Here is a 21,542-nt window from a genome sequence, read left to right on the forward strand (position 1 = left end):
GCGCGAGGCCGGGGCGCTCGACCCGGCGCGGCGATCGGTCGGCTTTCATGACGAACACGATGCCGTGTCCCGTTGTTTCCGTCGTCGTCCCTGAGCACTCAATGTGTCCTACTGCCGATGGAGTACGCGGACGGCCCCGTCATCCCCAGGGTGGGTACCGCACGGCGGAGGTCCCCTGACGGCTTCCCTTAGGGGGCATGACGCCGTCGTGCCCCCTGGGCCCCGGCGGGTCTTTGTCATGTCCCTGGACGGACGACGGAATCCGTGCTGTTATGCAAAGTACTGTTCATGACAACGTTGTACAGGCGATCGCAACGCACAGAACAGAACACGCACCGCGCAACCGAGAACGGAACACCGAGAACCGAGAACCGAGCAGAGAGCCGTCACCTTCCTCACAGACGGAGGATCCGTGCGCATCAGACGACTCAGAAACCGTTTCGCGCTGTTCCTGGCCGCCGCGCTGGGGCTCGCGGGGCTCACCGCGACCGGCCAGGCCGCGACCGCAGCCGAGGGCGATCCGGTGGACATCCACGGACTGAAGGGCGAGTACTACACGCACTCCGCCCCCGGCGCCTTCGACTTCCACGAGCTCAAGGCCACCGCCTTCGATCCGCACCTCGACTTCGACAACCTGGAGCCGCGGCTGAACTTCACCACGGGCCGGGCGGACCACGTCAGCGTCCGCTGGACCGGGAAGATCGTGCCGGAGAAGACCGGCGCGCACACCTTCTCGATCATCGGCGACAACGGCTTCCGGCTGTGGATCGACGGTCGGCTCGCCATCGACCACTGGGTCGACGACTGGGACCGCGAACAGACCGCCGGGCCGATCGAGCTGACCGCCGGCAAGGCCCACGACATCAAGGTCGAGTACTTCGAGCACTACGGCGGCTCCAACCTCCACCTGCGCTGGACCGAGCCCGGCGGCACCAAGAAACCCGTACCGCAGTCGGCGTTCCGCCTGCCGGACGGCTTCGACTACGACGGGGCCCTCGCGGCCACCGTCCTCGGCTCCGGGCGCACCCTGAAGCTCGACTTCCCGCGTCCGCTCGCCGCACCCCCGGCCGGTCTCACCGAGCACGTCAGCGCGGTCATCGGCGGTGCGAAGTGGCCACTGACGAAGGCCGGGCCGGACCCGGCCGACCCCAAGGCCCTGCTCATCACGCTCGCCGAGCCAGTCGTCGGCAACAAGACGGGCACCGCCCGCGGCACCGCCGACGTCCGTTACGACGGCCGGGGCGGACTGGCCACCACGGGCGGCGACCCCGTGGACGCGTTCATGAGCAGCGGGCCCAACCGCTCCACCCACGAACTGAGCACCGAGTGGGCCGACGAGGTGGGCCCGGACAACGCCCTCCCCGAGTACCCGCGCCCCCAGCTCACCCGGGAGCAGTGGCGCAACCTCAACGGGCAGTGGCAGTTCGCCGCCGCCGAGGAGGGGGAGCGGCCGCCCGTCGGGAAGACCCTCAAGGAGCGCATCCTCGTCCCGTACCCGGTGGAGTCCCAGCTCTCCGGCGTCCAGCGGCACGAGGACCGCATGTGGTACCGCCGTACCTTCACCGTCCCCCGGGACTGGCGCATCGGCTCCGGCAAGCGACTGCGGCTGAACTTCGGCGCCGTCGACTGGCGGTCCGAGGTGTACGTCAACGGCACGAAGGTCGCCGCCCACGAGGGCGGGTACGACAAGTTCAGCGCCGACATCACCGACGCGCTGAAGCCCGGCCGCACCCAGGAGCTCATCGTCGGCGTGTACGACCCCACCGACGCCGCGAACGGCGAGAACCCGCCGCTCGGCAAGCAGCGTCTCGACCCCAGCGGCATCTGGTACACGCCCAGTTCGGGCATCTGGCAGACGGTCTGGATGGAGCCGGTCGCCCGGGACCACGTCGACTCCCTCAAGCTGATCCCGGACGTGCCCGGCGAGCGGCTCACCGTGGAGGCGAAGGGCGTCCGCGACGGCGTGCCGGTCAAGGCGACCGCGTACGACGGACGGCGCAGGGTCGCCACGGCGACCGGTCGCACCGGGAAGCCGCTGACCCTGAAGATCGAGAACCCGCGCCTGTGGTCGCCGGACGACCCGTTCCTGTACGACCTGGAGGTGACCGTCGGCGCCGACCGCGTCGACAGCTACTTCGGGATGCGCTCCATCGCCGTCGAGGAGGTCGACGGGGTGCCGCGCACGGTCCTCAACGGCGAACCCGTCTTCCTGATGGCCACCCTCGGCCAGGGCTTCTGGCCGGACGGCCTGCACACCGCGCCCACCGACGAGGCTCTCGCGTACGACCTGCGCGTGCACAAGGAGCTCGGGTTCAACTCGGTGCGCAAGCACATCAAGGTCGAGCCGGACCGATGGTTCCACTGGGCCGACCGGCTGGGGCTGATGGTGTGGCAGGACATGCCGTCCATGAGGGCCGGGGTGAACCCCGGTGACTCCGCCCGCGCCCGCTACGAGCGCGAGATGCAGCAGATGATCGACGAGCACATCAGCAGCCCGTCGATCGTCATGTGGGTCACCTTCAACGAGGGCTGGGGCCAGTACGACGTCGGCCGCATCGCCGAGCAGGCCAAGGCCTGGGACCCGTCGCGCCTGGTCAACAACCAGTCGGGGCTCAACCTCGGCGCCGACGGCAACGCCGGCGACATCATGGACGAGCACGGCTATCCCAGTCCGGCGCTCCCGCCCCGCCCGGACGGGCGGCGCGCCCTGGTCACCGGCGAGTACGGCGGCCTCGGCCTGGCGGTGCCCGGTCACGCCTGGTCGGTGCAACAGTCGTACGTCGACGTCGATCCGGAGACCTACACCGACGACTACCTCACCAAGCTCGACGAGGTGCGGGCCCTGGTCTGCCGGGGCAGCAACGGCGCCGTGTACACGCAGATCTCGGACGTGGAGGGCGAACTGAACGGCCTGCTCACCTACGACCGACGCGTGCTGAAGCCGGACGTCGCCCGGGTGAGGGCCGGCCATGACGCCCTGATCCGGGACGCGTCCCGGGCGCGGCCCGCGGGGTGCCCGGCCGAGGGCGCCGCGCGATGAGCGCTTCCTCCGGCGGCCCGCGCCCGTCCGGGTGGCGTTCGTCACCCAGGGTGCCACCCCGGGTCTTCCCCCGGGTGCCGTCCCGAATGCCGCTTCAGGCACCATTTCTGACGCGATTTCAGGAGGTTTCGACCGCACGGCCGTGACCCCGTCCGCCCCATGGGACCCGCCCCTTTCGCCGTACCGACGGAAGGGGCGGAGGCGTAATCTGATGTTAACTGTGTGTGGTGGGATCGTACTTGACCGTAATCAGTCGGGGACGGTGTACTGCTGGTCCATCCCGTCGTCATGCGAGGCACTCCTTGAACGCAGACCCGCTCGCTCCTCTCGACCTGGCGTTCTGGAACATCGAGTCCGCCGATCACCCCATGCACCTCGCGGCCCTCGGGGTCTTCTCGGCCGGTTCGCCCACCGCCGGCGCCCACGCGGCGGATCTGCTCGCCTCCCGTGCCGCCGCCGTGCCCGGACTGCGGATGCGCATCCGCGATGTGTGGCAACCGCTGTCCTCGCGCCCGCTGCTCCCGGCTCTGCACCGCCCCGTCGCCTCCGCCCTGCGCCATCCGCTCGCCTCCGCCCTGCGCCATCCGCTCGCTTTCGGTGGCGCCGAGCGGAAGACCGACCCCGGCTTCGATCCCCAGAACCACGTCAGGCTGCACGCTCCGACCGCCGACTTCCACTCGGTCGCGGGCCGGCTCATGGAGCGGCCCCTGGAGCGCGCCCGGCCGCCCTGGGAGGCCCATGTGCTGCCGGGGGAGGACGGTGTCTCCTTCGCCGTACTGTTCAAGTTCCACCACGCCCTCGCCGACGGGCTGCGGGCCCTCACCCTCGCCGCGGCCCTGATGGATCCGATGGACCTGCCCACCCCGCGGCCCCGCCCGGCCGAGCCGGCGCGCGGACTGCTCCCGGACGTGCGCGAGGTGCCCGCCCTCGTCCGCGGCCTCCTGTCCGACGCGGGCCGGGCCCTGGACATCGGCGCCTCGGTGGCCCGCTCCACCCTCGACGTGCGCTCGTCGCCCGCGCTCGCCTGCGAGCCCAGCGGCACCCGCCGCACCGCCGGAGCGGTCCTCGACCTCGACGACGTGCACCGGATCCGCAAGAGCGTCGGCGGCACCGTCAACGACGTGCTGATCGCGGTCGTCGCCGGCGCCCTGCGCCGCTGGCTCGACGAGCGCGGCGCCGGCAGCGAGGGCGTCGCCCCGCGCGCCCTCGTCCCCGTCTCCCGTCGCCGCCCGCGCACCGCGCACCCCCAGGGCAACCGGCTCTCCGGCTACCTGATCCGCCTGCCGGTCGACGAGGCGGAACCGCTCGCCCGTCTCGCCCTGGTGCGCACCGCCATGGACCGCAACAAGGACGCGGGCCCGAACCGGGGCGCGGGCGCCGTCGCCCTGCTCGCCGACCACGTGCCACCGCTCGGCCACCGGCTCGGCGGCCCCCTGGTCGGCCAGGCGGCCCGGCTCTGGTTCGACGTCCTGGTCACCAGCGTGCCGCTGCCCGGCTTCGGCCTGCGGCTCGGCGGCGACCCGCTCGGCGCGGTCTTCCCCCTCGCGCCGCTCGCCCCCGGTCACTCCCTCGCGGTCGCCGTCTCCACCTACCGCGGCCGCGTCCACTACGGGCTGGTCGCCGACGGAGCCGCCGTCCCCGACCTCGACCGGCTCGCCGGGGCCGTGTCCGAGGAGGTGGCGACGCTCATCTCCGCGTGTGATCCCTGACCCGTCGCCCGCCGCGGGTTTGGTGCTGCGGCCCGGCGCTCCGTAAAATCTCCCGTTCGACAGCGGGCGCGACCGGAGCGCCGCCACGGCAGACCAGGAACGGCGACGGCGATGACGGTGACAGAGGACGGCCTCCGGGCCACGGACGCGGTGGCACACGGGGACGCCGTGGCACACGGGCCCGGCATCGACCCGGAGCGGCTGGCCGTGTGCCTCGACGTGCTCGCGGAACTCGACACACTGGACGTCGACCACCCGGACGCGATCAGGGTCCGCCGCGCCACCTCGCACATCTACCGCACGGTCAAGCAGCGCCGTCGCCAGGAGCGCCGGGCCGCCAAGACGGCCCACGACAAGGCGGTCACCGAGGCCACCGCCACCGGGTCCGCCGAGCGCATCGACGACGAGACGGAAGGCATCCTGCCCTCGTCCCGTACCGAGGAGGGCCAGATCGCGGGGATACTCCAGCGCCCCCGCTCCTGCTACATCTGCAAGCAGCGGTACGTCGAGGTCGACTACTTCTACCACCAGCTCTGCCAGAAGTGCGCCGCCGAGAACCGGGCCCGGCGCGACGCCCGGACCGACCTCACCGGCAAGCGCGCGCTGCTCACCGGCGGCCGGGCCAAGATCGGCATGTACATCGCGCTGCGGCTCCTGCGTGACGGTGCCCACACCACGATCACGACCCGCTTCCCGAACGACGCCATCCGCCGCTTCAAGGCCCAGCCCGACAGCGACGAGTGGATCGACCGGCTGAAGATCGTCGGCATCGACCTGCGGGATCCGGCCCAGGTCGTCGCGCTGGCCGACTCGGTGGCCGCCGCCGGCCCGCTGGACATCCTGATCAACAACGCCGCGCAGACCGTACGGCGCTCCCCGCAGGCCTACAGCGAACTGGTCGCCGCCGAGTCCGCGCCGCTGCCCGCCGGTGAACTGCCCGCCGCCGAGGTGATCGGGGGCTTCGGCTCCGGTGCGGTGGCCGAGCTGCCCGTTGCGGGCTCCGGCGCGCTCACCGCGCAGGACGTCACGGGCCTGGCCCTGGTCTCCGGCTCGGCCTCCCTGGACCGCATCGCGGCGGGCACCGCGATCGACGCCGGTGGCCTGGTCCCGGACCTGCACGACACCAACAGCTGGGTGCAGACGGTCGAGGAGGTCTCACCGGTCGAGCTGCTCGAGGTCCAGCTCTGCAACTCGACGGCGCCGTTCCTGCTCATCAGCAGGCTGCGCCCGGCGATGGCGGCCGCGTCGGCGAAGCGGACGTACATCGTGAACGTATCCGCCATGGAGGGTGTCTTCGACCGCGGCTACAAGGGCGCGGGCCACCCGCACACCAACATGGCCAAGGCGGCCCTGAACATGCTCACGCGCACCAGCGCCCAGGAGATGTTCGACAGCGACCGCATCCTGATGACGGCCGTCGACACCGGCTGGATCACCGACGAGCGCCCCCACCCGGACAAGATCCGCCTCGCCGACGCCGGCTTCCACGCCCCCCTGGACCTGGTGGACGGCGCGGCCCGCGTCTACGACCCCATCGTGCGCGGTGAGGCGGGCGAGGACCTGTACGGCGTCTTCCTCAAGGACTACGCACCCGGCAGGTGGTGACGCCGAGGCGCCGTCAGTCCATCGCTCCCAGCCGGGAGTTGCGCGCCGCCAGCAGTTCCAGCACGGTGCGCCAGTCCTCCAGGACCCCGGCGTCGAAACAGGCGGTGCGGGCCTCCTCGTCCGCCGCGCGCAGGGCGAGGAGGTCGTCCTCCGCCGGAAGGCCGGGTCGGGGCCGACGGCGGACCAGACCGGCGACCCGCTCGCCGAGCAGCGCGCGCACCGCGTCCGCAGCCCGGTCCGCCCGGGTGCCCGGCTCCCCCGGATGCAGCAGCCGCCCGACCGGCCGCACCAGGCCCGCCACCTGAAGCTCCTTGTCGGCGGGGTGGCCCCGGCGCAGCAGCGCGGCGGTCCGCAGGGCGTGGTCATACGTGTCGACCTGGGCGCCGCCGGGGCCCGGGGCGTCCCGGGCGCCCCGGCAGGCGTACAGCAGGTCCATCAGCTCCTCGACACTGCGCAGCTCCATGCGCCGGTCCTCCTGGAAGACAGCCGTTTGCCGTACGGCAGCACAGCATGGCGAGCTTGCGCACCGGCCAACGGGACTTGAACTACGTCATGACCATGCAACTTTCTCGAACACTCGACCACGTGGACAGCTGTGTAGTCCGATCGGGTGACCATCTGTAGCGGTACGGATGGCGAAAAAGGAGGCTATAAGGGTTCATCGGGTGCAGTCCGACGGGCGATTGGTGCCGCGAGTTTCGAGCCCCATCGAGCAGGGGTCCGCTCATTTGGTTAGTCTGAGTCAGACGGGCAGCACTAAGGGGTTCTACCCACACCCACAGGTCCGTCATGGGACACGCCGCTTCACAACGGCCTGCTCTCCTACGAGTTACCGGCGCCACCGCGTCCGAACGGCTTTCGACTCATGCCCGAGCGGACGTACGACGCGGGCGCGGCAGGACCGGCGCGAAACGTCCCGAGGGTGACCGACACATAAGGAGTGCGCGGTGACACCGGAAACGACGACCAGTGATCAGCCGACCAAGGAACGCCCCGAGCGGACGGGCCGCCCGGCCGGGCAGCTCTGCAGTCTCGAGGTGTGGGCCCGGTCGGCCCCGATCCGCCTGGCGGGCTACGAGGACGATCTCGCCGAACCCCACATCCTGCCCAGCGTCGACTGACCTCCGCTCCGGCACCGCATCGCCGCCGCGGAGGAGACCTGCGCCCGGGACCCGGGCACCTCGGAGGAGGACGCCCGGGCCCGGTGGCGTCAGGGCCGGACGTAGGGCCGGGTCAAGATCTCCAGGTTGTGGCCGTCCGGGTCCTCGAAGTAGGCACCGCGGCCGCCGAAGAGACGGTTGACCCTGCCGGGTTCGGTGTGGTTCGGGTCGGCGTAGTAGGTGACCCCGACCGCCTCGAGGCGGTCGATCATCGTGTCGAACCGCTCCTCGGGCACGAGGAACGCGTAGTGCTGCGACTGGATGGGCTCGTCCCGCAGTTCGTAGTAGTCGAGCGTCACCCCGTTGCCCAGGTCCACGGGGAGGAACGGCCCGAACGGGGCGCCGACCTCCAGCCCCAGTATCGCGGCGAGGAACTCCGCCGAGAGCCTGCGGTCCCGGGCGTATACGGCCGTGTGGTTCAACTGGACGGCCGTGGTGGGAGATTCGGGTGCGGTGGGTGTGATGGGTGCGTCGGGCATGGCTGGTACGTCTCCGGGTGTCGGTTTCCGTCGGGATGCCGCGAGGCGCGGCGGGAAGCGGGAGAGGGAACGGAAGGAAACACGGAGAGGAGGGCGGGGCGCGGGCAGTGCCCTGCCCTCGGCCGGGCGTGAGCGGGGACGGCCCCGCCCGGCTCACGCCGAGGCCGGGAGCGTCTTTCGTGTGTGGCCCAAGGCCGACCCGGCAGTCACCCGGCCGACGATAGGCGCACGCCGCTGAGCGCCGCAACCCCCGGGCGGGCCGGACCGCGCGGGTACACACACCGTGCGTTCGCTGCGGGCCGGCCCGAACACCGGCATGATCACCGCGAAGGCGCCGCTCCAGGAACGCAACCGGCGCGGCCGGTGGTCGCCCGAGGCGAACACCGCGGACACCACCGTCTCACCGTGTCCCTGAAGCCCCCGCCAGCCGGGTCGGCGGCAGGTACTCGCGCACGAACGTCCGCTCCCAGCACGCCCCCGTCTCCCGCAGCTCCCGCCAGGACGTGTAGCGGTACCGGAAGAGCCGGGCGCGCACGTACCGGGGCGGTGCGCCGGGCGGGAAGGGGGAGCGGCGCAGCAGCCGCAGCGTGTCCCGGTCGTCCTCCAGCAGCCGTTCCACCAGCGCGCCGAACCACGGCCCGGCGTAGGACGGCGACAGCGCGGCGAACCACATCAACCAGTCGAGCCGCAGGTGGTACGGAGCGAACTGGCGCGGCCAGCGCCGGGGGTCGCCCGGCTTGCCCCGGAACTCGTACTCCCGCCAGTCCGAGTCCGCCCGGGGCGCCTCGTCGGCGGTGCCCTCGACCACCACCTCGTACCGGATCCGGCTGACGCTGCCGAACGCCCCGTAGGTGTTGACCAGGTGGAGCGGGTCGAACGAGCGGTTCATCACCTGGCGGCGGGAGAGCATGTTGCGCGCCGGCTGGTAACCGAGGCAGAGCAGCAGCGCGGACACCGCGAGGACGACGACCACGTACCACAGCGGGGCGCCGGCCGTGTCCGGCGGCTCGGCGGGGAACGCGACCGCGGACAGGGCCAGCACGATCGTGATCCAGTTCAGCCAGGAGAAGTTGCCCGACAACACCAGCCACAGCTGTGTGGCGATCATCAGCGCGGCGGCGGCCGTGGCGATCGGCTGGGGAGTGAACAGCAGGAACGGCACGATGAGTTGGGTGACATGGTTCGCGGCTGCCTCGGCCCGGTGCAGCGGCTTCGGCAGATGGTGGAAGAACCAGCTCAGCGGCCCCGGCATCGGCTGGGTCTCGTGGTGGTGGTACAGACAGGTCAGCTTCCGCCAGCACGCGTCGCCGCGCATCTTGATCAGCCCGGCGCCGAACTCGACCCGGAACAGGATCCACCGCAGCAGGAACAGCACGACGACCGGTGGGGCCACCTCGTCGTTGCCGAGGAACACGGCGAGGAACCCGACCTCGAGCAGCAGCGACTCCCAGCCGAACGCGTACCAGGTCTGCCCCACGTTCACGATCGACAGATACAGCGCCCACGGCACCAACCACAGCAGCATCCCGCCCCACAGCGGAAGCCGGGAGTCCAGCCCCGCGAGCAGCGCCACCGACACCGCGCAGCCCGCCCACGCGCAGAGCGCGAAGAAGCGGTCCGAGTAGTGCAGGTGGAACAGGCTCGGCGCCCGCCGGAACGGCACCCGCTCCACGTACCGGGGCACCGGCAGCATGCCGCGTGTCCCGATCAGCGCACGGAACTGCAGCGCCGCCGTCAGGAACGCGACCAGGTACAAGCCGGCCAGTGCCCGCTGGAAGACCAGCCGGCTCAGCCAGTACTCGGATGCGGTGAACCATTCCACGGCCGGGCGCTCCTTCCCTCATCGTCCCGCCGTCGCTCCTGTGACTCTCCGTATACCACCGGGGTGACCGGGCAACCCCGTGCACGCCACGGAGGCGACCGACGGGGTGGGCGGCGTCCCGGAGCCCGCAGCGGTCGAAGAATCCGGTGAATCCTGACAAAGTTGCTTTCATGGCTGATCGGGGAGCGAGCGCCCTGTCACTCCCGGACGACTGGCCGGACCACCCGGATCCGATCCTGGCGCTCAACCGCATGGGCAGTTTCGACTGGGACCTGGACACCGGGGCGCTTCAGATGGACGCCCAGGCCCGCGACATCTTCGACCTGCGCGCCGACGAATTCGACGACCGCCCCGAGACGCTGTCGTCACGGGTGCCGACCGCGGAGATCGCCCGTCTGGACACCACCGTCGCGCAGGCCGTGAAGGACGGCAGCGAGAACTACGGCGCCTACTTCCGGGTCCGCCGCCGTGACGGCACCCTGCGCTGGACCCACACCCACGGCTACATCCTCCGGGACGACACCGGACGGCCCGTCCGCATCATCGGCATCGTCCGGGACGCCACCCAGGAGCTCGGCGCCAGCGAGGCGAGGCAGCAGCAGGTCACCCAGGAGGACGCCCTGCGTGAGCAGACCAACGTCGTCCAGCTCACCACGGCCGCACTCGCCCACGCCCGCACCGTGCAGGACGTCATCGACGTCCTCAAGGACACCCACGGCCTCACTCATCTGGGCGCCACCAGCCTTGTCGTGGGACTGGTCGAGGCCGGCCACATCCGGCTGGTCGCCGAGGGCCCCGTCGGCAGCTTCGTCCCGGGCACCCGCGTCACCCGGATCGACGAGCAGTACCCGATGAGCGAGGCGGTACGGACGCTCAGTCCGCGCTTCATCGAGTCGCCGGAGGAGTTCGCCGAACGCTACCCGGGGCTGTGGCCCCACCTTGCCGACCTGCACGTCACCTCGGCCGCCTACCTGCCGCTCATCGTCCAGACCCGACCGATCGGCGCCATGGGCCTGCTCTACAGCGACCGGCGCGGCTTCACCCCCGAGGAGCGCAACATCCTCGTCGCCCTGTGCAGCAGCATCGCCCAGAGCCTGCAGCGGGCCATGTTCTACGAGCAGGAGATGGACCTCGCGCAGGGCCTGCAACAGGCCATGCTGCCCCGCACCATTCCCAGCGTGCCCGGCGCCGACGTCGCCGTCCGCTATCGCGCGGCCGGCATCGGAGGCTCGCTGAGCCGGGACATCGGCGGCGACTGGTACGACCTGATCCCGCTGCCCGGAGGCCGGGTCGGCGCCGTCATCGGCGACGTCCAGGGTCACGACACCCACGCCGCCGCCGTCATGGGCCAGCTGCGCATCGTGCTGCGCGCCTACGCCGCCGAGGGGCACCCGCCGGCCACCGTGATGGCCCGCGCCTCCGTCTTCCTGCACGAACTCGACACCGACCGCTCCGCGACCTGCCTCTATGCCGAGGCCGACCTGTCCACCGGTGTCCTCCAGGTGGTCCGGGCCGGCCACATCGACCCGCTCGTCCGCCGCACCGACGGCTCCTGCCGGCGCGTCTTCGTCACGGGCGGGCTGCCGCTCGGCCTGTCCGCCGAGTTCGGCAGGCTCGAGTACCCGGTCGGGACCATGGAGCTCGATCCAGGCGACGTGCTGATGCTGTGCACCGACGGCCTGGTCGAGCAGCCAGGCGCCGACCTCGACGACGGCATCGAGACGCTCTGCGCGCTCATCACCACCGGCCCCGAGGACGTGCGCGACCTCGCCGACCGGCTCATCGACGTGGCCGAGGAACGCGGTGGTGACGACGACGTGGCCCTGCTCCTGCTGCGCCGCCGCCCGCCGGACAGCCCGCGCTCCGGAGGGCGGCTCCAGCAGCACGTGACCCCCGGCGACCCCGAGGCCCTCACCGAGGCCCGGCGCATGATCCGTGCCGGGGTCGGCGCCTGGGGCGCCGGGGACCGCGCCGACGAGATCGAACTGGCCGCCGACGAGCTGATCACCAACGCGCTGATGCACACCGAGGGCGCCGCCGTCGTCACCCTCAGGGTCCTCACCGGCACCGAACGGCGACTGCGCGTGGAGGTCACGGACTCCTCCAGCGCCCTGCCGCGCCGCCGCGAGGCGGGGGAATCGTGCGTCTCCGGGCGGGGCCTGCTGCTGGTCGAGACGCTCACCGACGTGTGGGGCGTGGAGGCACGGGGCGGCGGCAAGTGCGTCTGGGGCGAGTTCGCGGTGACCACCTCTCCCGCCGCCGCGGACCACGGCCACGACGCCGACGGCGGCACGGGACGTGGTTCCCGCTGACCGGTCCGGTCCGGGGCGACACGGTCCGCGAGGCCGTGGCCGAGCCGGTGTCGGCGGTCGGCGGGTGCCGACGGGCGTCAGCGGCCGGTGGGCGTCAGCGTCACCAGGTGCTCGCCGTCCGAGGAGCGCAGCTCGTAGCGCATGATCTGCCCGGAGTGCAGGGTGGAGCCGCCCGTCATGCTGTTGGGCCGGGCGTCGTGGCGGGGCACACTCCAGCTGGTCACGGTCTCCTCGGTGCCGTCCTGCCCGACCACCACCAGCCGGCAGACGCGGGGACCCGCGCCGTCCTTGACCTTCAGCTCCAGCCGACTGCCCCAGTCCTCGTCCTCCGTCGTGATCTCCGCCCACACCCCGGACCGTTCGTCGGTCGCCGCGATGCTCTCGCGCGGCGGCCGGTCGCCGCCGCTCGCCATCATGGCGAGCGCCGGAGCGGTCGTCGCGAGCACCACCGAGGCGGCCAGTGCGAACAGCAGCCGCCGGCGTTCCGCCCGCTGCCGGGCCGCCACCTGGGACAGCAGCCGGTCCAGCATCCTCGGACCGGGCCTGGCCATCGGATGCGCCAGCGGCGGCGTGGAGCGCCGGTACAGCATCAACTGCCGTGTCGTCGCCCCGAATTCGGTCACCTGTGCAGCGCAGCTGGGGCACTCCATGAGGTGGTCCTCGAAGCGGAACGCCTCCGCCTCGTCCAGCACGCCGAGCGCGTACGCGCCGACGTCGCGATGCCGTTCCAGGGACCTCATGCCGAATCCTCGTACCGTTGGGTATGGGTGGGGTTACTCCTTGCTCCCATCGGTACGCACCAGGCAGTCGATTCACTCAAGCCGCACACCGAATCGTGACCAAAGGATTCGGAGCCCTCGGGCTCACGGATTGGTCCGATTCACCGGAAGGCTAGAAAAGGTGGATGGCGAGGTGCCCGAGCGGCAGTCCAAGCTGCCACGCCGGTGTCCACACCTTCGGTCCCTCGTCCTCTCCGGCCCCCGTGCCGCCGCCCGGCACCGCGTTCAGATCCGGCGCGAGCAGCTCCGTCTCCCGCAGCCAGCGCCAGGCCGACCGGGCGAGTTCCAGATCGGGCCGTGCCGTGCTCCGGCCGGCGGCGGCACATTCCGCGGTCAGGTCCGCCAGGCGTCCCTGCACCCACTCCTGCCACGGCTGGTCGTACGCGGTCAGTGACAGCCAGGTCTCCAACTGGGTGATCACCCGGATGCCGGAGAGCTCGCCGTCGGCGTCGGACAGGAAGACGGTCAGCGCCAGCGCGTCCCGGCCGGCCCGGAACTCGAAGGACGTCGGCGGCATCAGGTCGCCGCTGCGCAGTAGTTCGTCGGCGATGTACTCGGCGTACAACCAGGCCATGGGGACGGTGAGTTCACCGTCTCCGATGTCGTCGGTGCTCTCTTGCCCTCTGTGCGGCATCCCTTTCAGCCTTCCTCCGGTACGTGCGCGTCGCCCGACCCCGGGCTCCCGGTCCGCAACACGGATGAGGACAGCCGATTACTCAACCGGGGTCGTCGGCAAGGCGCTTTACGGAGGTTTGACCCGGCCGTCGGTTTCACCGCAGGTCGGTGGCGTATCCCGGAAGCACCCGGCGCAGGGCCCGCAGCGCGTAGAACGCGCGGGACTTCACGGTACCGGGCGGGATGCCGAGGGCGGCCGCGGCTTCCGCCACACTCGCCCCCTGGAAGTACACCAGCACCAGGACTTCACGGTGTTCAGGGGTGAGTGTCTTCACAGCCTTGCGGACATCGAGCGTCGCCGCGGCCCGCTCGGCGTGGTCGGAGATCACCCGCGCGTTCTCCAGTACCGCGTCGCCCACCTCGGCGGGCCGGGCCTGCCGTGCCCGCCGCGCGTCGATGGCGAGCCGCCGTCCCACCGTCATCAGCCAGGGCCGTACGGAGTCGAAGTCGTCGGCGCGCAGGGCCTCGGGGTGCTGCCAGGCCCGTACCAGGGTCTCCTGGACGAGGTCCTCGGCGCGCTGCCGGTCCCCGTCGCAGAGCCGCAGCAGCAGTGCGAAGAGGGGCCGGCCGTGCTCGCGTTGCAGGGCGGCGAGTTCGTGCTCGGCGGTTGTCCCGTTCGTGAGTGTGATTCCGGCCGTCATGGCGGTATGGCAGCGTACGGCGATCCCCGGGGACAGGGCGCGCACGGGAGCGTGCGGCGGACGGTCGATCGCGTCGACGAACGGTTCGACGAACGGTCGCGGCGGCCGTTCGCGCACGCCGGACGGCTTAAAACAGCGTGTCGGAGCAGCGGTGGCCCAGAAGTTGATTCTTATCTATTTGTCAGCAAATACGACAGCGAAGAGCGTGACCGCGAAGAGATCCGTACCGGGGTGAAGCGATGATTGCCCGCAGTAGACAGGTGGCCCTGGCCCTCACCGTCGTCCTCGCCGCGGGCGCCGCCTGCCAGGCCCGGGACTACCGCCCACCGGAATCCGGCCATCCGGGTGCCTCGGCCGTGCGGGACCGCGGCTTCACCCTGGTCGCCTCGGGGGACGTGCTGCCGCACGACTCGGTCATCGACCGCGCCCGCTTCGACGCCGGATGGGCCGGCCACGACTTCCGTCCGATGCTCTCAGGGGCCCGTTCCGTCGTCACCGGCGCGGATCTGGCGCTGTGCCACGCGGGAACCGTGTACGGAGCCGACGACGACCACGGCGGCTCCCCCGCCCTCACGTCCCCGCCCGAGCTGGCCCGGGACCTCGCCGCCACCGGCTACGACGACTGCTCCACCGCCTCCGACCACGCCCTGGACGACGGCGTCGACGGCATCCGGCGCACCCTCGACGCCCTCGACGGCGCGGGCGTACGGCACGCCGGGACGGCCCGCTCCGAACGTGAGGCCCGTACGGCGACCGTGCTGCGCGCGGGCCGGGCCGAGGTCGCCCACCTCGCCTACACCTACGGCACCGACGGCCTCCCGCTCCCGCCCGACCGGCCCTGGGCCGTCGGCCTCATCGACGGGACCAGGATCCTCGCCGACGCCCGCGCGGCCAGGAAGGCGGGCGCCGACGTGGTCGTCGTCTCCCTGCACTGGGGCACCGAGTGGCAGGAGGCCCCCGACGGGCAGCAGATCGCCCTGGCCCGCTCACTCACCGCCGCCCGTACCGGCGACCGCCCCGACATCGACCTGATCCTCGGCACGCACGCCCATGTCCCGCAGGCCTACGAGAAGATCAACGGCACCTGGGTGATCTACGGGACGGGCGATCAGATCGCCGGTGAGACGACCGACCCCGACGGCGTCCCGGACCCCCGCGGCAACCAGTCCACGCTGGGCCGCTTCACCTTCGCCCCGCCCGCGCGCCCGGACGGGCGCTGGGAGGTGACGAAGGCCGAGTTCGTCCCCCTCCTCTTCGACGTGGACGCCGGCCGCGTGGTCAACCTCAACCGGGCCCTCCGGACGGGTGCCGAAGTGCGCTCCGTACGCGACCGGATCCGCGACGTGGTGCTGAGCCGGGGCGCGGCGAAGGACGGACTGGTCATGGGGGAGTAGACCGTCCCGGCCGAGGCGGTGATCAGTTCACGTCCACGGTGTCGAACAGCGTCAGCATCTGTGCGAGGACCCGCACGCAGGTCCGTACGTCGGCGTCCGTGAGGTCGCCGCCGACCTCCCGCAGCACGGCGTGCTCCCGGGCGACGACGGCCGCGATCGCCGCCCGCCCCTTCTCGGTGAGCCGGATCAGCGACGACCGCTGGTGGGCGGGGTTGGGGGTGCTCTCCACCAGGTCCCGCGCCGCGGCGTCGTTGACCATGCGCTGCACGAACTGACGGCTGATCGCCTGCGCGCGGCCCATCTGGGGCACGGTCATCGGGCCGTGCTTGTGCAGCAGGTCGAGCACGGCGCGCACGCCGACGGACAGGCCCTCGACGGCCTGGGCCTGTTCGCCGGTGTACGCGCCTTGTGCGCCCTCTTCTACTTTCCGCTGCACCCGCCGGTACAGCGGGCCGATCAGGTCGAACACCTCCATCAGGCGCGGGCCGAGTTCGTCGGGTGAAAGGGGCCTGTCGGTGTCGTTTCCGGTGTGGTTCACCCCCTCATCATGACACCTTGGTTGCCAAATCCCGCCGGAAGTGACACCTTGGTTGTCATGACTACGGTTGCGGAACTCCGCTGCTTCACCTCCTCCGACGGCGACCTCGCCTACCACGACAGCGGCACGGGAGACCCGGTCGTCCTGCTCCACTCCGGCTTTGTCGACCACCGGCTCTTCGCGGACCAGATCCCGGCCCTCGCCGCCCACCACCGGGTGATCGCCCCCGACGTACGCGGCCACGGCTCCTCCGCCAACGCCACGCAGCCCTTCCGCTGGGCGGACGACCTCGCCGCCCTGCTGCGCCACCTCGACGCGGGGCCCGCGGTCCTGGTCGGCGTGTCGATGGGCGGGGCCATCGCGACCGACACCGTCCTCGAACACCCGGATCTGGTCCGCGCGGTCGTCGCCTGCGGGGCGGCCACCAGTGAGTTCGAGTACACCGATCCGTGGACCAACCGGCTCCAGGCCGAGTTCGCCCGCACCCTGGGCGCCGGGGACATCGAGGGCTGGCTGAACGCCTTCGTGCAGGTCGCGCCGGGCGAACACCGCGGCATCGACGGCGTCGACCCGGACATCCCGCGCCGACTGCGGGAGATGGCGCTGCACACGATCTCCAAACACACCCCGGACGAGAAGGACCTGCGCGTCGCCGTCACCGGCACCTGGGACCGCGTGCCGACGATCGACGTGCCGGTGCTCGCGGTCAACGGCTCACTCGAACCCGCCGATCTGACCGCGGCGGCGGAGCGTCTCGTCCGAGAGGTGCGCGACGGCCGCGCCGCCACCATCGAGGGTGCGGGACACTACGCGTGCATGGAACGGCCCGAGGTCTTCAACGAGATCCTCCTCGACTTCCTGCGCACCCTCTGACGCCGCGGAACTCAGGGCGCCACCGTCACCGGCCGGCGTCCCGCCTTCACCGGGCGGACCGCGACCGACCCCACGAAGCGGTGGCCCGCCTGCTCGGAGGCGCCCACCACCACGTCCGCCTTGAGGTCGTCCGCCGCCTTCACGATGCCGTTGCAGGGGTCGCCGCGGAACGTGTGGAACTCCCAGCGGAGGTCGAGCGCCCCGCGGACCCGCTCGGACGCCTCCCTGACCTGCGCCACCAGCTCCTCGGCGATCTCGTCGGTGGCGTCGGCCACCGGCGCCCCGAGCGCCGCGCCCGCCGCCGTCACCGGCCGCACGCACACCACGGGCGAGCAGCGCGTGCTGCCGCCGCGCCGAACCGGACGCGTAGGCCGCCGCACGCAGTGAGGAGCCGGAGCCGTCCACTCCGACCACGATCACCTTCGGTCCGTCAGCGCCCCGTTCGAACTGCGTCGAGTGCTGTTCCGTCACGGCGCAGAGGTCAGCGAACCCCGGTGCCGGCGGAGTGCTGGACCGAGCGGGTGGAATCGTCCCGCCGGACCGGTGCCACCGAGGTGGGCCCGTCCCCCTACGGGCGACTGATGAGTCATGCAGAAGGATCAGTTGCTCACCCGGCGTCGAGTGCTGCTCGCCGGCGCCAGCGCCGCCGTCATGGGGGCGGTCGGCACGGCCGGAGTCCTCATGACGGGCGCCGGTGCCGAGGCGGCACGCCCCGCCCCGCCCGCCGCCGGAGGCCTGGCCGCCGGTCGCCCGCTCAAGCCCTCCGCGTACCGCCTCAGGCCCCTCACCGGCTACGGCCCGCCGAGGAGCGTGCCCCGCAGGGCCCAGGTGCGGAGCACACCCCTGCTGCGGGTGTCCGGACGGGGTCGCACCATGGTGCTGACCTTCGACGACGGGCCCGACCCCCGCTACACCCCGGACATCCTCGACACGCTCGCCGCGTACGACGTGCGGGCGATGTTCTTCGTGTGCGGGGAAATGGCCTCCTACCACAAGGGCCTGCTGGCCCGTATGTCCGACGAGGGGCATGTCGTCGGCAACCACACCTGGTCCCACCCCCTGCTCACCACTCTCTCCCGGAGCAGGATCCGCTCCGAGATGGAACGCACCAGCGATGTGATCGAGGACGGGTACGGCGAGCGTCCCCAGTGGTTCCGCGCGCCCTACGGGGCCTGGAACCGCGCCGCGTTCCAACTCGGCGCCGAACTCGGCATGGAACCCCTCGCCTGGACCGTCGACACCCTCGACTGGACCTCCCCGGGCACCCGCGCCATCGTCGACCGGGTGAAGAACGGAGCAGCCCCCGGCGTCGTGGTGCTCTCGCACGATGCCGGGGGCGAGCGGTCCCAGAGCGTGCGGGCGCTGCGCGGCTATCTGCCCGAACTGCTGGACTCCGGCTACCAGGTTACCGTGCCCCGACGGCAGTACACCTGACACCGGACGCCCGCCACGCCGGACGGACGCCCGCCACGCCGGACGGACGCCCGCCACGCCGGACGGGCGCCCCGCCCGGCTCGGGCGGGGCCCGCTCAGCGAACCTCGGCCAGGCGGGCGAAGACGACGACGTTGCCGTCGTAACCGTCCTGCTGGGTGAAACCGCCTCCGCAGGTGATGACCCGCAATTCCGACGTGCCTTTCGAGTTGTAGACCCGGTCACCGGGAAAGTCGTTCTTCGCGAAGACCTCGACGCCGTAGATCTCGAACTTCGCGGTCTTCCCGTCCTTGCGCTCGATCTCGACGTGATCGCCCTTCTTCAGCGCGCCGAGCCCGTAGAAGACGGTCGGCCCCTGGTGGTTGTCGACATGGCCGACCACGACCGCCGTGCCCTTCTCCCCGGGGGTGACGCCGCCGGTGAACCAGCCCGCCAGATTGGGGTCCTCGGGCGGTGGCGCGTCGATCCACCCGTCCGTGTCCAGACCCACTGCCATGACCGGCGCGTCGACCTGGATCGCCGGAATCCTGACCCGGCCCGGCACCGAGTACGGCAGCGGTGTCACCGAACCGCCCACGGTGTCACCGGGCGCCTGGCTTTCGGTGGCGGCCGCCACGGCGGGTTGCGGCGGCCCCATGTCGAACTCCCCCGAACCGTTCCGGATGAGCGCGAGGCCGGTGAGCAGGACCAGCGCCAGCACGCCCCACGGAGCACGCTTCTTCCGCCGCTCCTCCTCTTCGATTTCCGCCGGCTCGAAAGCAGACATTCGCTTTTCCCCTCTCGACACGGCCGTCGCCGCGTCACTCGCGCATGGCAGAAACGCTAAGTGCCGCGCGCGCGATCGGCGATGGGGGAAAGGCGAACGGGTGGCCGGGCCGTCATCGGTGCGCCATCCGGGGTTCCGCCGAAAGGAGATCTTTCGGTAGTCCGTGACCTGCGATGACATGCGAATGCGTGAATGTGCGCGGAAATCGCCTCACCGGTACGGACCATTGCCGAAATGCGCGCCGGGGCAGTGCAACTGAGGGTCTTGTTGGGAGGCGCTTTCTCGCCGATCGACCGGGGACCGCCCTCGGGGGTGCCTTCCGCGGAGGAACACATGCGCAAGTCACGTGCCCTGGCGTCCGCGGGCGCCGCCGTCGCCGTTCTCGGGCTCGCCGCCCCGGTCGCCGTTGCGGACGGCGACCAGATCCCCGGCTCGTCCAACATCGTCGTCCTGCCCAGCGTCATCGCCCGCGGCGGCCAGTTGGCCATCACGGTCGACGGCTGCCCCCACGGCGGCCACGCGGCATCCGACGCCTTCCCGAGGACCGAACTGAGGCCCCTCCACGAGGGAGGCGACACCGCGAAGGGCATTGCCACCGTCGACTTCGACGCGCGCGCCGGCTCGTACGACATCACCGTGCACTGCTCCGGCCAGAGCCTGACCCGGCCGGCCGCCTTCACCGTCCTCGGCGGGGTCCGCGGCGGCCTCGGAGGCAGCACCGACGGGGCGACCCCGGCCGACATCGCCATCGGCAGCGGACTGGTGACCGCCGCGGTCACCGCCGGCGGTGTCTTCTGGATGCGCCGCCGCGCCGAGAAGCAGATCTGAGTCCCATCCCTTTCGGCGGCCGTTTCTCGCACGTGTGACTTCAGGGCTGTGCCCCGGATCCCGCCCGGATCCGGGGCACAGCCCTGCTGGTCCTGAAATCCCGCCGGGCGGAGCCGTCCTCCGTGCCGCCGCCGCGGCGGGAGCGACGCGTACCGCGTGCATGGCGAGTCCTCCGGGTCCCGAGGAGCAGCGGCGGACCTGTTCCGCTCGCGCCGGAAATGCGCCTCGATGTGCGAAACGCTGGAAAGCCGCGCCGGGCCGCGCGATCGCAGTCGCGCGAACGGGGTATCGCTGTGGGCCGCACGGGGAACCGCGTCACGGCAGCCGGGGAGGTGCGCGGTGTGGCGCACGCCCCCGCGGCGGGTGCCGTGGTGGGCACCCGTCAGCCTCCGACGTGGGGGAACAGGAGGAGGAACGGATCGGCCGAAGCGGCGAGCCCCCGGCTGAAGGGCGCGTCGAAGTCCCAGATCAAGAAGAGCAGGAAGGCGATCAACGCTGAGAACAGTCCGGCGAGGACCAGTTCACGGCCGGTGCGGCGGATCTGCAGGGCGAAGATCATTCCGATGGTGATGACTGCCCCGGCGATCAGCCCGAACCACACCACGCCCGGCATGGTCTCCCCGGTCGACTCCGCCCGCGCGGCACGCGCCTGGTCGGCGGCGGACACCTGGTCGACGAGCGGCTGATAGGCCTGCGCCTCGAAGTCCGTCCGCGGTTCGTAGTCGGTGACGTCCCGGCGGACCCGGTCGAGGAGGTCCGTCCCGCGTTCGGTGACCCGGCCGTCGTCGGCCATGACACGCCACTCGGTGGTGACGACGTGTCCGACATAGGCGTTGACATCGTCCCGAATGCGGTCGCGGACGTCGGCCGGATAGATCCGTACCCGCTCCGAGATCTCGTGCAGAGCCACCGCCTCCGCCCGCACGTGCTCCTGTGCCGCGCCGCGGCCCTCCCAGACGCCGGCGATGGCCAGGCCCAGGACGATGGCGTACACCACACCGATCCACATCGTCATGTACTCGATGACGTCCGGGGTCTCGCTGGGGTCCTCGTCATCGGCGGCCGCGCGGTGACGTACGAGAGTGATGATGACCACCACGACGCAGACGGCCAGCATCGCGAGGGTGAGAACAAGCCATTCCGGCAAGAGGTGCCTCCACGGCGGGACGGGCCCTGGGCGGGCGCTCGGGTTTCAGCGGGGCCGCAGTGCGGCGACGGCGACCACGGCGGGCGTGGTGATGAGCAGGACGAAGGTGAGGGGTGACGTGGCGCCGCCGGAGGGCCGTTTGACCGGGGGTGCCGCCCGGTACCGCGGGTAGTGCACGGGCGTCGCGGACGGAGGTGGCGCGGGTGCGGGGGTGGCCGAGGGGGGTGGGGCCGGCGCGGGGCGCGGCGGCGGAGCGGGCGTGGGAGTAGGAGTGGGGGCCGGACGGGCGGGCGGTGGCGCGGGGCGGGCCCGACGCGGAGGTGGCGGGGACGGCGGTTCGGG

General features: G+C 71.7%; 19 protein-coding genes and 1 pseudogene. 9 read left to right on the plus strand and 11 right to left on the minus strand.

Annotated features, from left to right (window positions below; all coding sequences use genetic code 11):
- The first annotated feature begins 412 nt into the window (after positions 1-412).
- The 3 genes from DIZ27_RS32670 (at position 413) to DIZ27_RS32680 (ending at position 6,354) form a co-directional block, all read left to right on the plus strand.
- Positions 413-3,040 (plus strand): PA14 domain-containing protein, encoded by a 2,628-nt coding sequence (locus DIZ27_RS32670; RefSeq protein ID WP_109382026.1) that lies wholly within the window; start codon positions 413-415, stop codon positions 3,038-3,040.
- Between the two features lie 302 nt (positions 3,041-3,342).
- Positions 3,343-4,749 carry a wax ester/triacylglycerol synthase family O-acyltransferase gene (locus DIZ27_RS32675; RefSeq protein WP_109382027.1) on the plus strand — a complete coding sequence of 469 codons (1,407 nt, stop codon included), beginning with the start codon at positions 3,343-3,345 and terminating at the stop codon, positions 4,747-4,749.
- A 111-nt stretch (positions 4,750-4,860) separates the two neighbouring features.
- Entirely contained in the window at positions 4,861-6,354 is a 1,494-nt protein-coding gene (locus DIZ27_RS32680; protein WP_109382028.1) for an SDR family NAD(P)-dependent oxidoreductase, read from the plus strand.
- Between the two features lie 13 nt (positions 6,355-6,367).
- On the opposite strand, the gene DIZ27_RS32685 is transcribed toward DIZ27_RS32680, so the two are convergent.
- Entirely contained in the window at positions 6,368-6,817 is a 450-nt protein-coding gene (locus DIZ27_RS32685; protein ID WP_109382029.1) for a hypothetical protein, read from the minus strand.
- Between the two features lie 484 nt (positions 6,818-7,301).
- Here DIZ27_RS32685 and DIZ27_RS32690 point away from each other — a divergent pair, with 484 nt between their 5' ends.
- A complete protein-coding gene (locus tag DIZ27_RS32690) occupies positions 7,302-7,475 on the plus strand; it encodes a hypothetical protein (protein WP_109382030.1) in 174 nt (57 codons plus the stop codon).
- An 89-nt stretch (positions 7,476-7,564) separates the two neighbouring features.
- Here DIZ27_RS32690 and DIZ27_RS32695 read toward each other — a convergent pair whose 3' ends face one another.
- Together DIZ27_RS32695 and DIZ27_RS32700 are read right to left on the minus strand one after the other, a co-directional pair.
- On the minus strand, positions 7,565-7,993 hold the full coding sequence (locus DIZ27_RS32695) for a VOC family protein (protein WP_109382031.1): 429 nt from the start codon (positions 7,991-7,993) through the stop codon (positions 7,565-7,567).
- A gap of 400 nt (positions 7,994-8,393) precedes the next feature.
- Entirely contained in the window at positions 8,394-9,815 is a 1,422-nt protein-coding gene (locus tag DIZ27_RS32700) for a lipase maturation factor family protein (RefSeq protein ID WP_109382032.1), read from the minus strand.
- A 170-nt stretch (positions 9,816-9,985) separates the two neighbouring features.
- Here DIZ27_RS32700 and DIZ27_RS32705 point away from each other — a divergent pair, with 170 nt between their 5' ends.
- Positions 9,986-12,127: a SpoIIE family protein phosphatase gene (locus tag DIZ27_RS32705; RefSeq protein ID WP_109382033.1), complete on the plus strand. Its 2,142-nt coding sequence runs from the start codon at positions 9,986-9,988 to the stop codon at positions 12,125-12,127.
- Between the two features lie 77 nt (positions 12,128-12,204).
- Here the strand turns inward: DIZ27_RS32705 and DIZ27_RS32710 are convergent, their stop codons facing one another.
- From DIZ27_RS32710 to DIZ27_RS32720, 3 genes are all read right to left on the minus strand, one after another.
- Positions 12,205-12,867, minus strand: coding sequence for a zf-HC2 domain-containing protein (locus tag DIZ27_RS32710; RefSeq protein ID WP_109382034.1), 663 nt, complete (start codon positions 12,865-12,867; stop codon positions 12,205-12,207).
- A 151-nt stretch (positions 12,868-13,018) separates the two neighbouring features.
- On the minus strand, positions 13,019-13,540 hold the full coding sequence (locus DIZ27_RS32715; protein ID WP_109382035.1) for a hypothetical protein: 522 nt from the start codon (positions 13,538-13,540) through the stop codon (positions 13,019-13,021).
- A 136-nt stretch (positions 13,541-13,676) separates the two neighbouring features.
- Positions 13,677-14,222, minus strand: a complete 546-nt coding sequence (locus tag DIZ27_RS32720) for a sigma-70 family RNA polymerase sigma factor (RefSeq protein ID WP_109382046.1) — start codon at positions 14,220-14,222, stop codon at positions 13,677-13,679.
- 239 nt (positions 14,223-14,461) lie between these two features.
- Between DIZ27_RS32720 and DIZ27_RS32725 the strand changes: the two genes are divergently transcribed.
- Positions 14,462-15,616 (plus strand): CapA family protein, encoded by a 1,155-nt coding sequence (locus DIZ27_RS32725; RefSeq protein WP_109382036.1) that lies wholly within the window; start codon positions 14,462-14,464, stop codon positions 15,614-15,616.
- A 22-nt stretch (positions 15,617-15,638) separates the two neighbouring features.
- Here DIZ27_RS32725 and DIZ27_RS32730 read toward each other — a convergent pair whose 3' ends face one another.
- Complete coding sequence (locus tag DIZ27_RS32730) at positions 15,639-16,091, minus strand: MarR family winged helix-turn-helix transcriptional regulator (RefSeq protein WP_109382047.1); 453 nt, start codon at positions 16,089-16,091, stop codon at positions 15,639-15,641.
- Between the two features lie 120 nt (positions 16,092-16,211).
- Here DIZ27_RS32730 and DIZ27_RS32735 point away from each other — a divergent pair, with 120 nt between their 5' ends.
- The gene (locus DIZ27_RS32735; RefSeq protein ID WP_109382037.1) at positions 16,212-17,027 is read left to right on the plus strand and encodes an alpha/beta fold hydrolase; all 816 of its coding nucleotides are present in this window, start codon (positions 16,212-16,214) and stop codon (positions 17,025-17,027) included.
- Between the two features lie 11 nt (positions 17,028-17,038).
- Here DIZ27_RS32735 and DIZ27_RS32740 read toward each other — a convergent pair.
- Positions 17,039-17,498: pseudogene (locus DIZ27_RS32740) on the minus strand (universal stress protein).
- Between the two features lie 117 nt (positions 17,499-17,615).
- On the opposite strand from DIZ27_RS32740, the gene DIZ27_RS32745 reads away from it, so the two are divergent.
- On the plus strand, positions 17,616-18,461 hold the full coding sequence (locus DIZ27_RS32745) for a polysaccharide deacetylase family protein (RefSeq protein ID WP_181383794.1): 846 nt from the start codon (positions 17,616-17,618) through the stop codon (positions 18,459-18,461).
- 95 nt (positions 18,462-18,556) lie between these two features.
- On the opposite strand, the gene DIZ27_RS32750 is transcribed toward DIZ27_RS32745, so the two are convergent.
- Positions 18,557-19,225, minus strand: a complete 669-nt coding sequence (locus DIZ27_RS32750) for a class F sortase (RefSeq protein WP_109382038.1) — start codon at positions 19,223-19,225, stop codon at positions 18,557-18,559.
- A 333-nt stretch (positions 19,226-19,558) separates the two neighbouring features.
- On the opposite strand from DIZ27_RS32750, the gene DIZ27_RS32755 reads away from it, so the two are divergent.
- Complete coding sequence (locus tag DIZ27_RS32755) at positions 19,559-20,053, plus strand: hypothetical protein (RefSeq protein ID WP_109382039.1); 495 nt, start codon at positions 19,559-19,561, stop codon at positions 20,051-20,053.
- 382 nt (positions 20,054-20,435) lie between these two features.
- Here DIZ27_RS32755 and DIZ27_RS32760 read toward each other — a convergent pair whose 3' ends face one another.
- The gene (locus DIZ27_RS32760; RefSeq protein WP_109382040.1) at positions 20,436-21,200 is read right to left on the minus strand and encodes a DUF4239 domain-containing protein; all 765 of its coding nucleotides are present in this window, start codon (positions 21,198-21,200) and stop codon (positions 20,436-20,438) included.
- 45 nt (positions 21,201-21,245) lie between these two features.
- Positions 21,246-21,377 carry a hypothetical protein gene (locus DIZ27_RS47650; protein WP_258308644.1) on the minus strand — a complete coding sequence of 44 codons (132 nt, stop codon included), beginning with the start codon at positions 21,375-21,377 and terminating at the stop codon, positions 21,246-21,248.
- Between the last annotated feature and the right edge of the window lie 165 nt (positions 21,378-21,542).

The organism is Streptomyces sp. NWU339 (genome assembly GCF_003143855.1).
Classification (GTDB): domain Bacteria; phylum Actinomycetota; class Actinomycetes; order Streptomycetales; family Streptomycetaceae; genus Streptomyces.

Excerpts from the sequence above, each read along its gene's own strand:
- DIZ27_RS32680 (WP_109382028.1), top strand. The coding sequence starts at position 4,861 with ATGACGGTGACAGAGGACGGCCTCCGGGCCACGGACGCGGTGGCACAC.
- DIZ27_RS32685 (WP_109382029.1), bottom strand. The coding sequence starts at position 6,817 with ATGGAGCTGCGCAGTGTCGAGGAGCTGATGGACCTGCTGTACGCCTGC.
- DIZ27_RS32730 (WP_109382047.1), bottom strand. The coding sequence starts at position 16,091 with ATGGAGGTGTTCGACCTGATCGGCCCGCTGTACCGGCGGGTGCAGCGG.
- DIZ27_RS32715 (WP_109382035.1), bottom strand. The coding sequence starts at position 13,540 with ATGCCGCACAGAGGGCAAGAGAGCACCGACGACATCGGAGACGGTGAA.
- DIZ27_RS32695 (WP_109382031.1), bottom strand. The coding sequence starts at position 7,993 with ATGCCCGACGCACCCATCACACCCACCGCACCCGAATCTCCCACCACG.
- DIZ27_RS32750 (WP_109382038.1), bottom strand. The coding sequence starts at position 19,225 with ATGTCTGCTTTCGAGCCGGCGGAAATCGAAGAGGAGGAGCGGCGGAAG.
- DIZ27_RS32710 (WP_109382034.1), bottom strand. The coding sequence starts at position 12,867 with ATGAGGTCCCTGGAACGGCATCGCGACGTCGGCGCGTACGCGCTCGGC.
- DIZ27_RS32705 (WP_109382033.1), top strand. The coding sequence starts at position 9,986 with ATGGCTGATCGGGGAGCGAGCGCCCTGTCACTCCCGGACGACTGGCCG.
- DIZ27_RS32745 (WP_181383794.1), top strand. The coding sequence starts at position 17,616 with ATGCAGAAGGATCAGTTGCTCACCCGGCGTCGAGTGCTGCTCGCCGGC.
- DIZ27_RS32720 (WP_109382046.1), bottom strand. The coding sequence starts at position 14,222 with ATGACGGCCGGAATCACACTCACGAACGGGACAACCGCCGAGCACGAA.
- DIZ27_RS32725 (WP_109382036.1), top strand. The coding sequence starts at position 14,462 with ATGATTGCCCGCAGTAGACAGGTGGCCCTGGCCCTCACCGTCGTCCTC.
- DIZ27_RS32735 (WP_109382037.1), top strand. The coding sequence starts at position 16,212 with ATGACTACGGTTGCGGAACTCCGCTGCTTCACCTCCTCCGACGGCGAC.
- DIZ27_RS32755 (WP_109382039.1), top strand. The coding sequence starts at position 19,559 with ATGCGCAAGTCACGTGCCCTGGCGTCCGCGGGCGCCGCCGTCGCCGTT.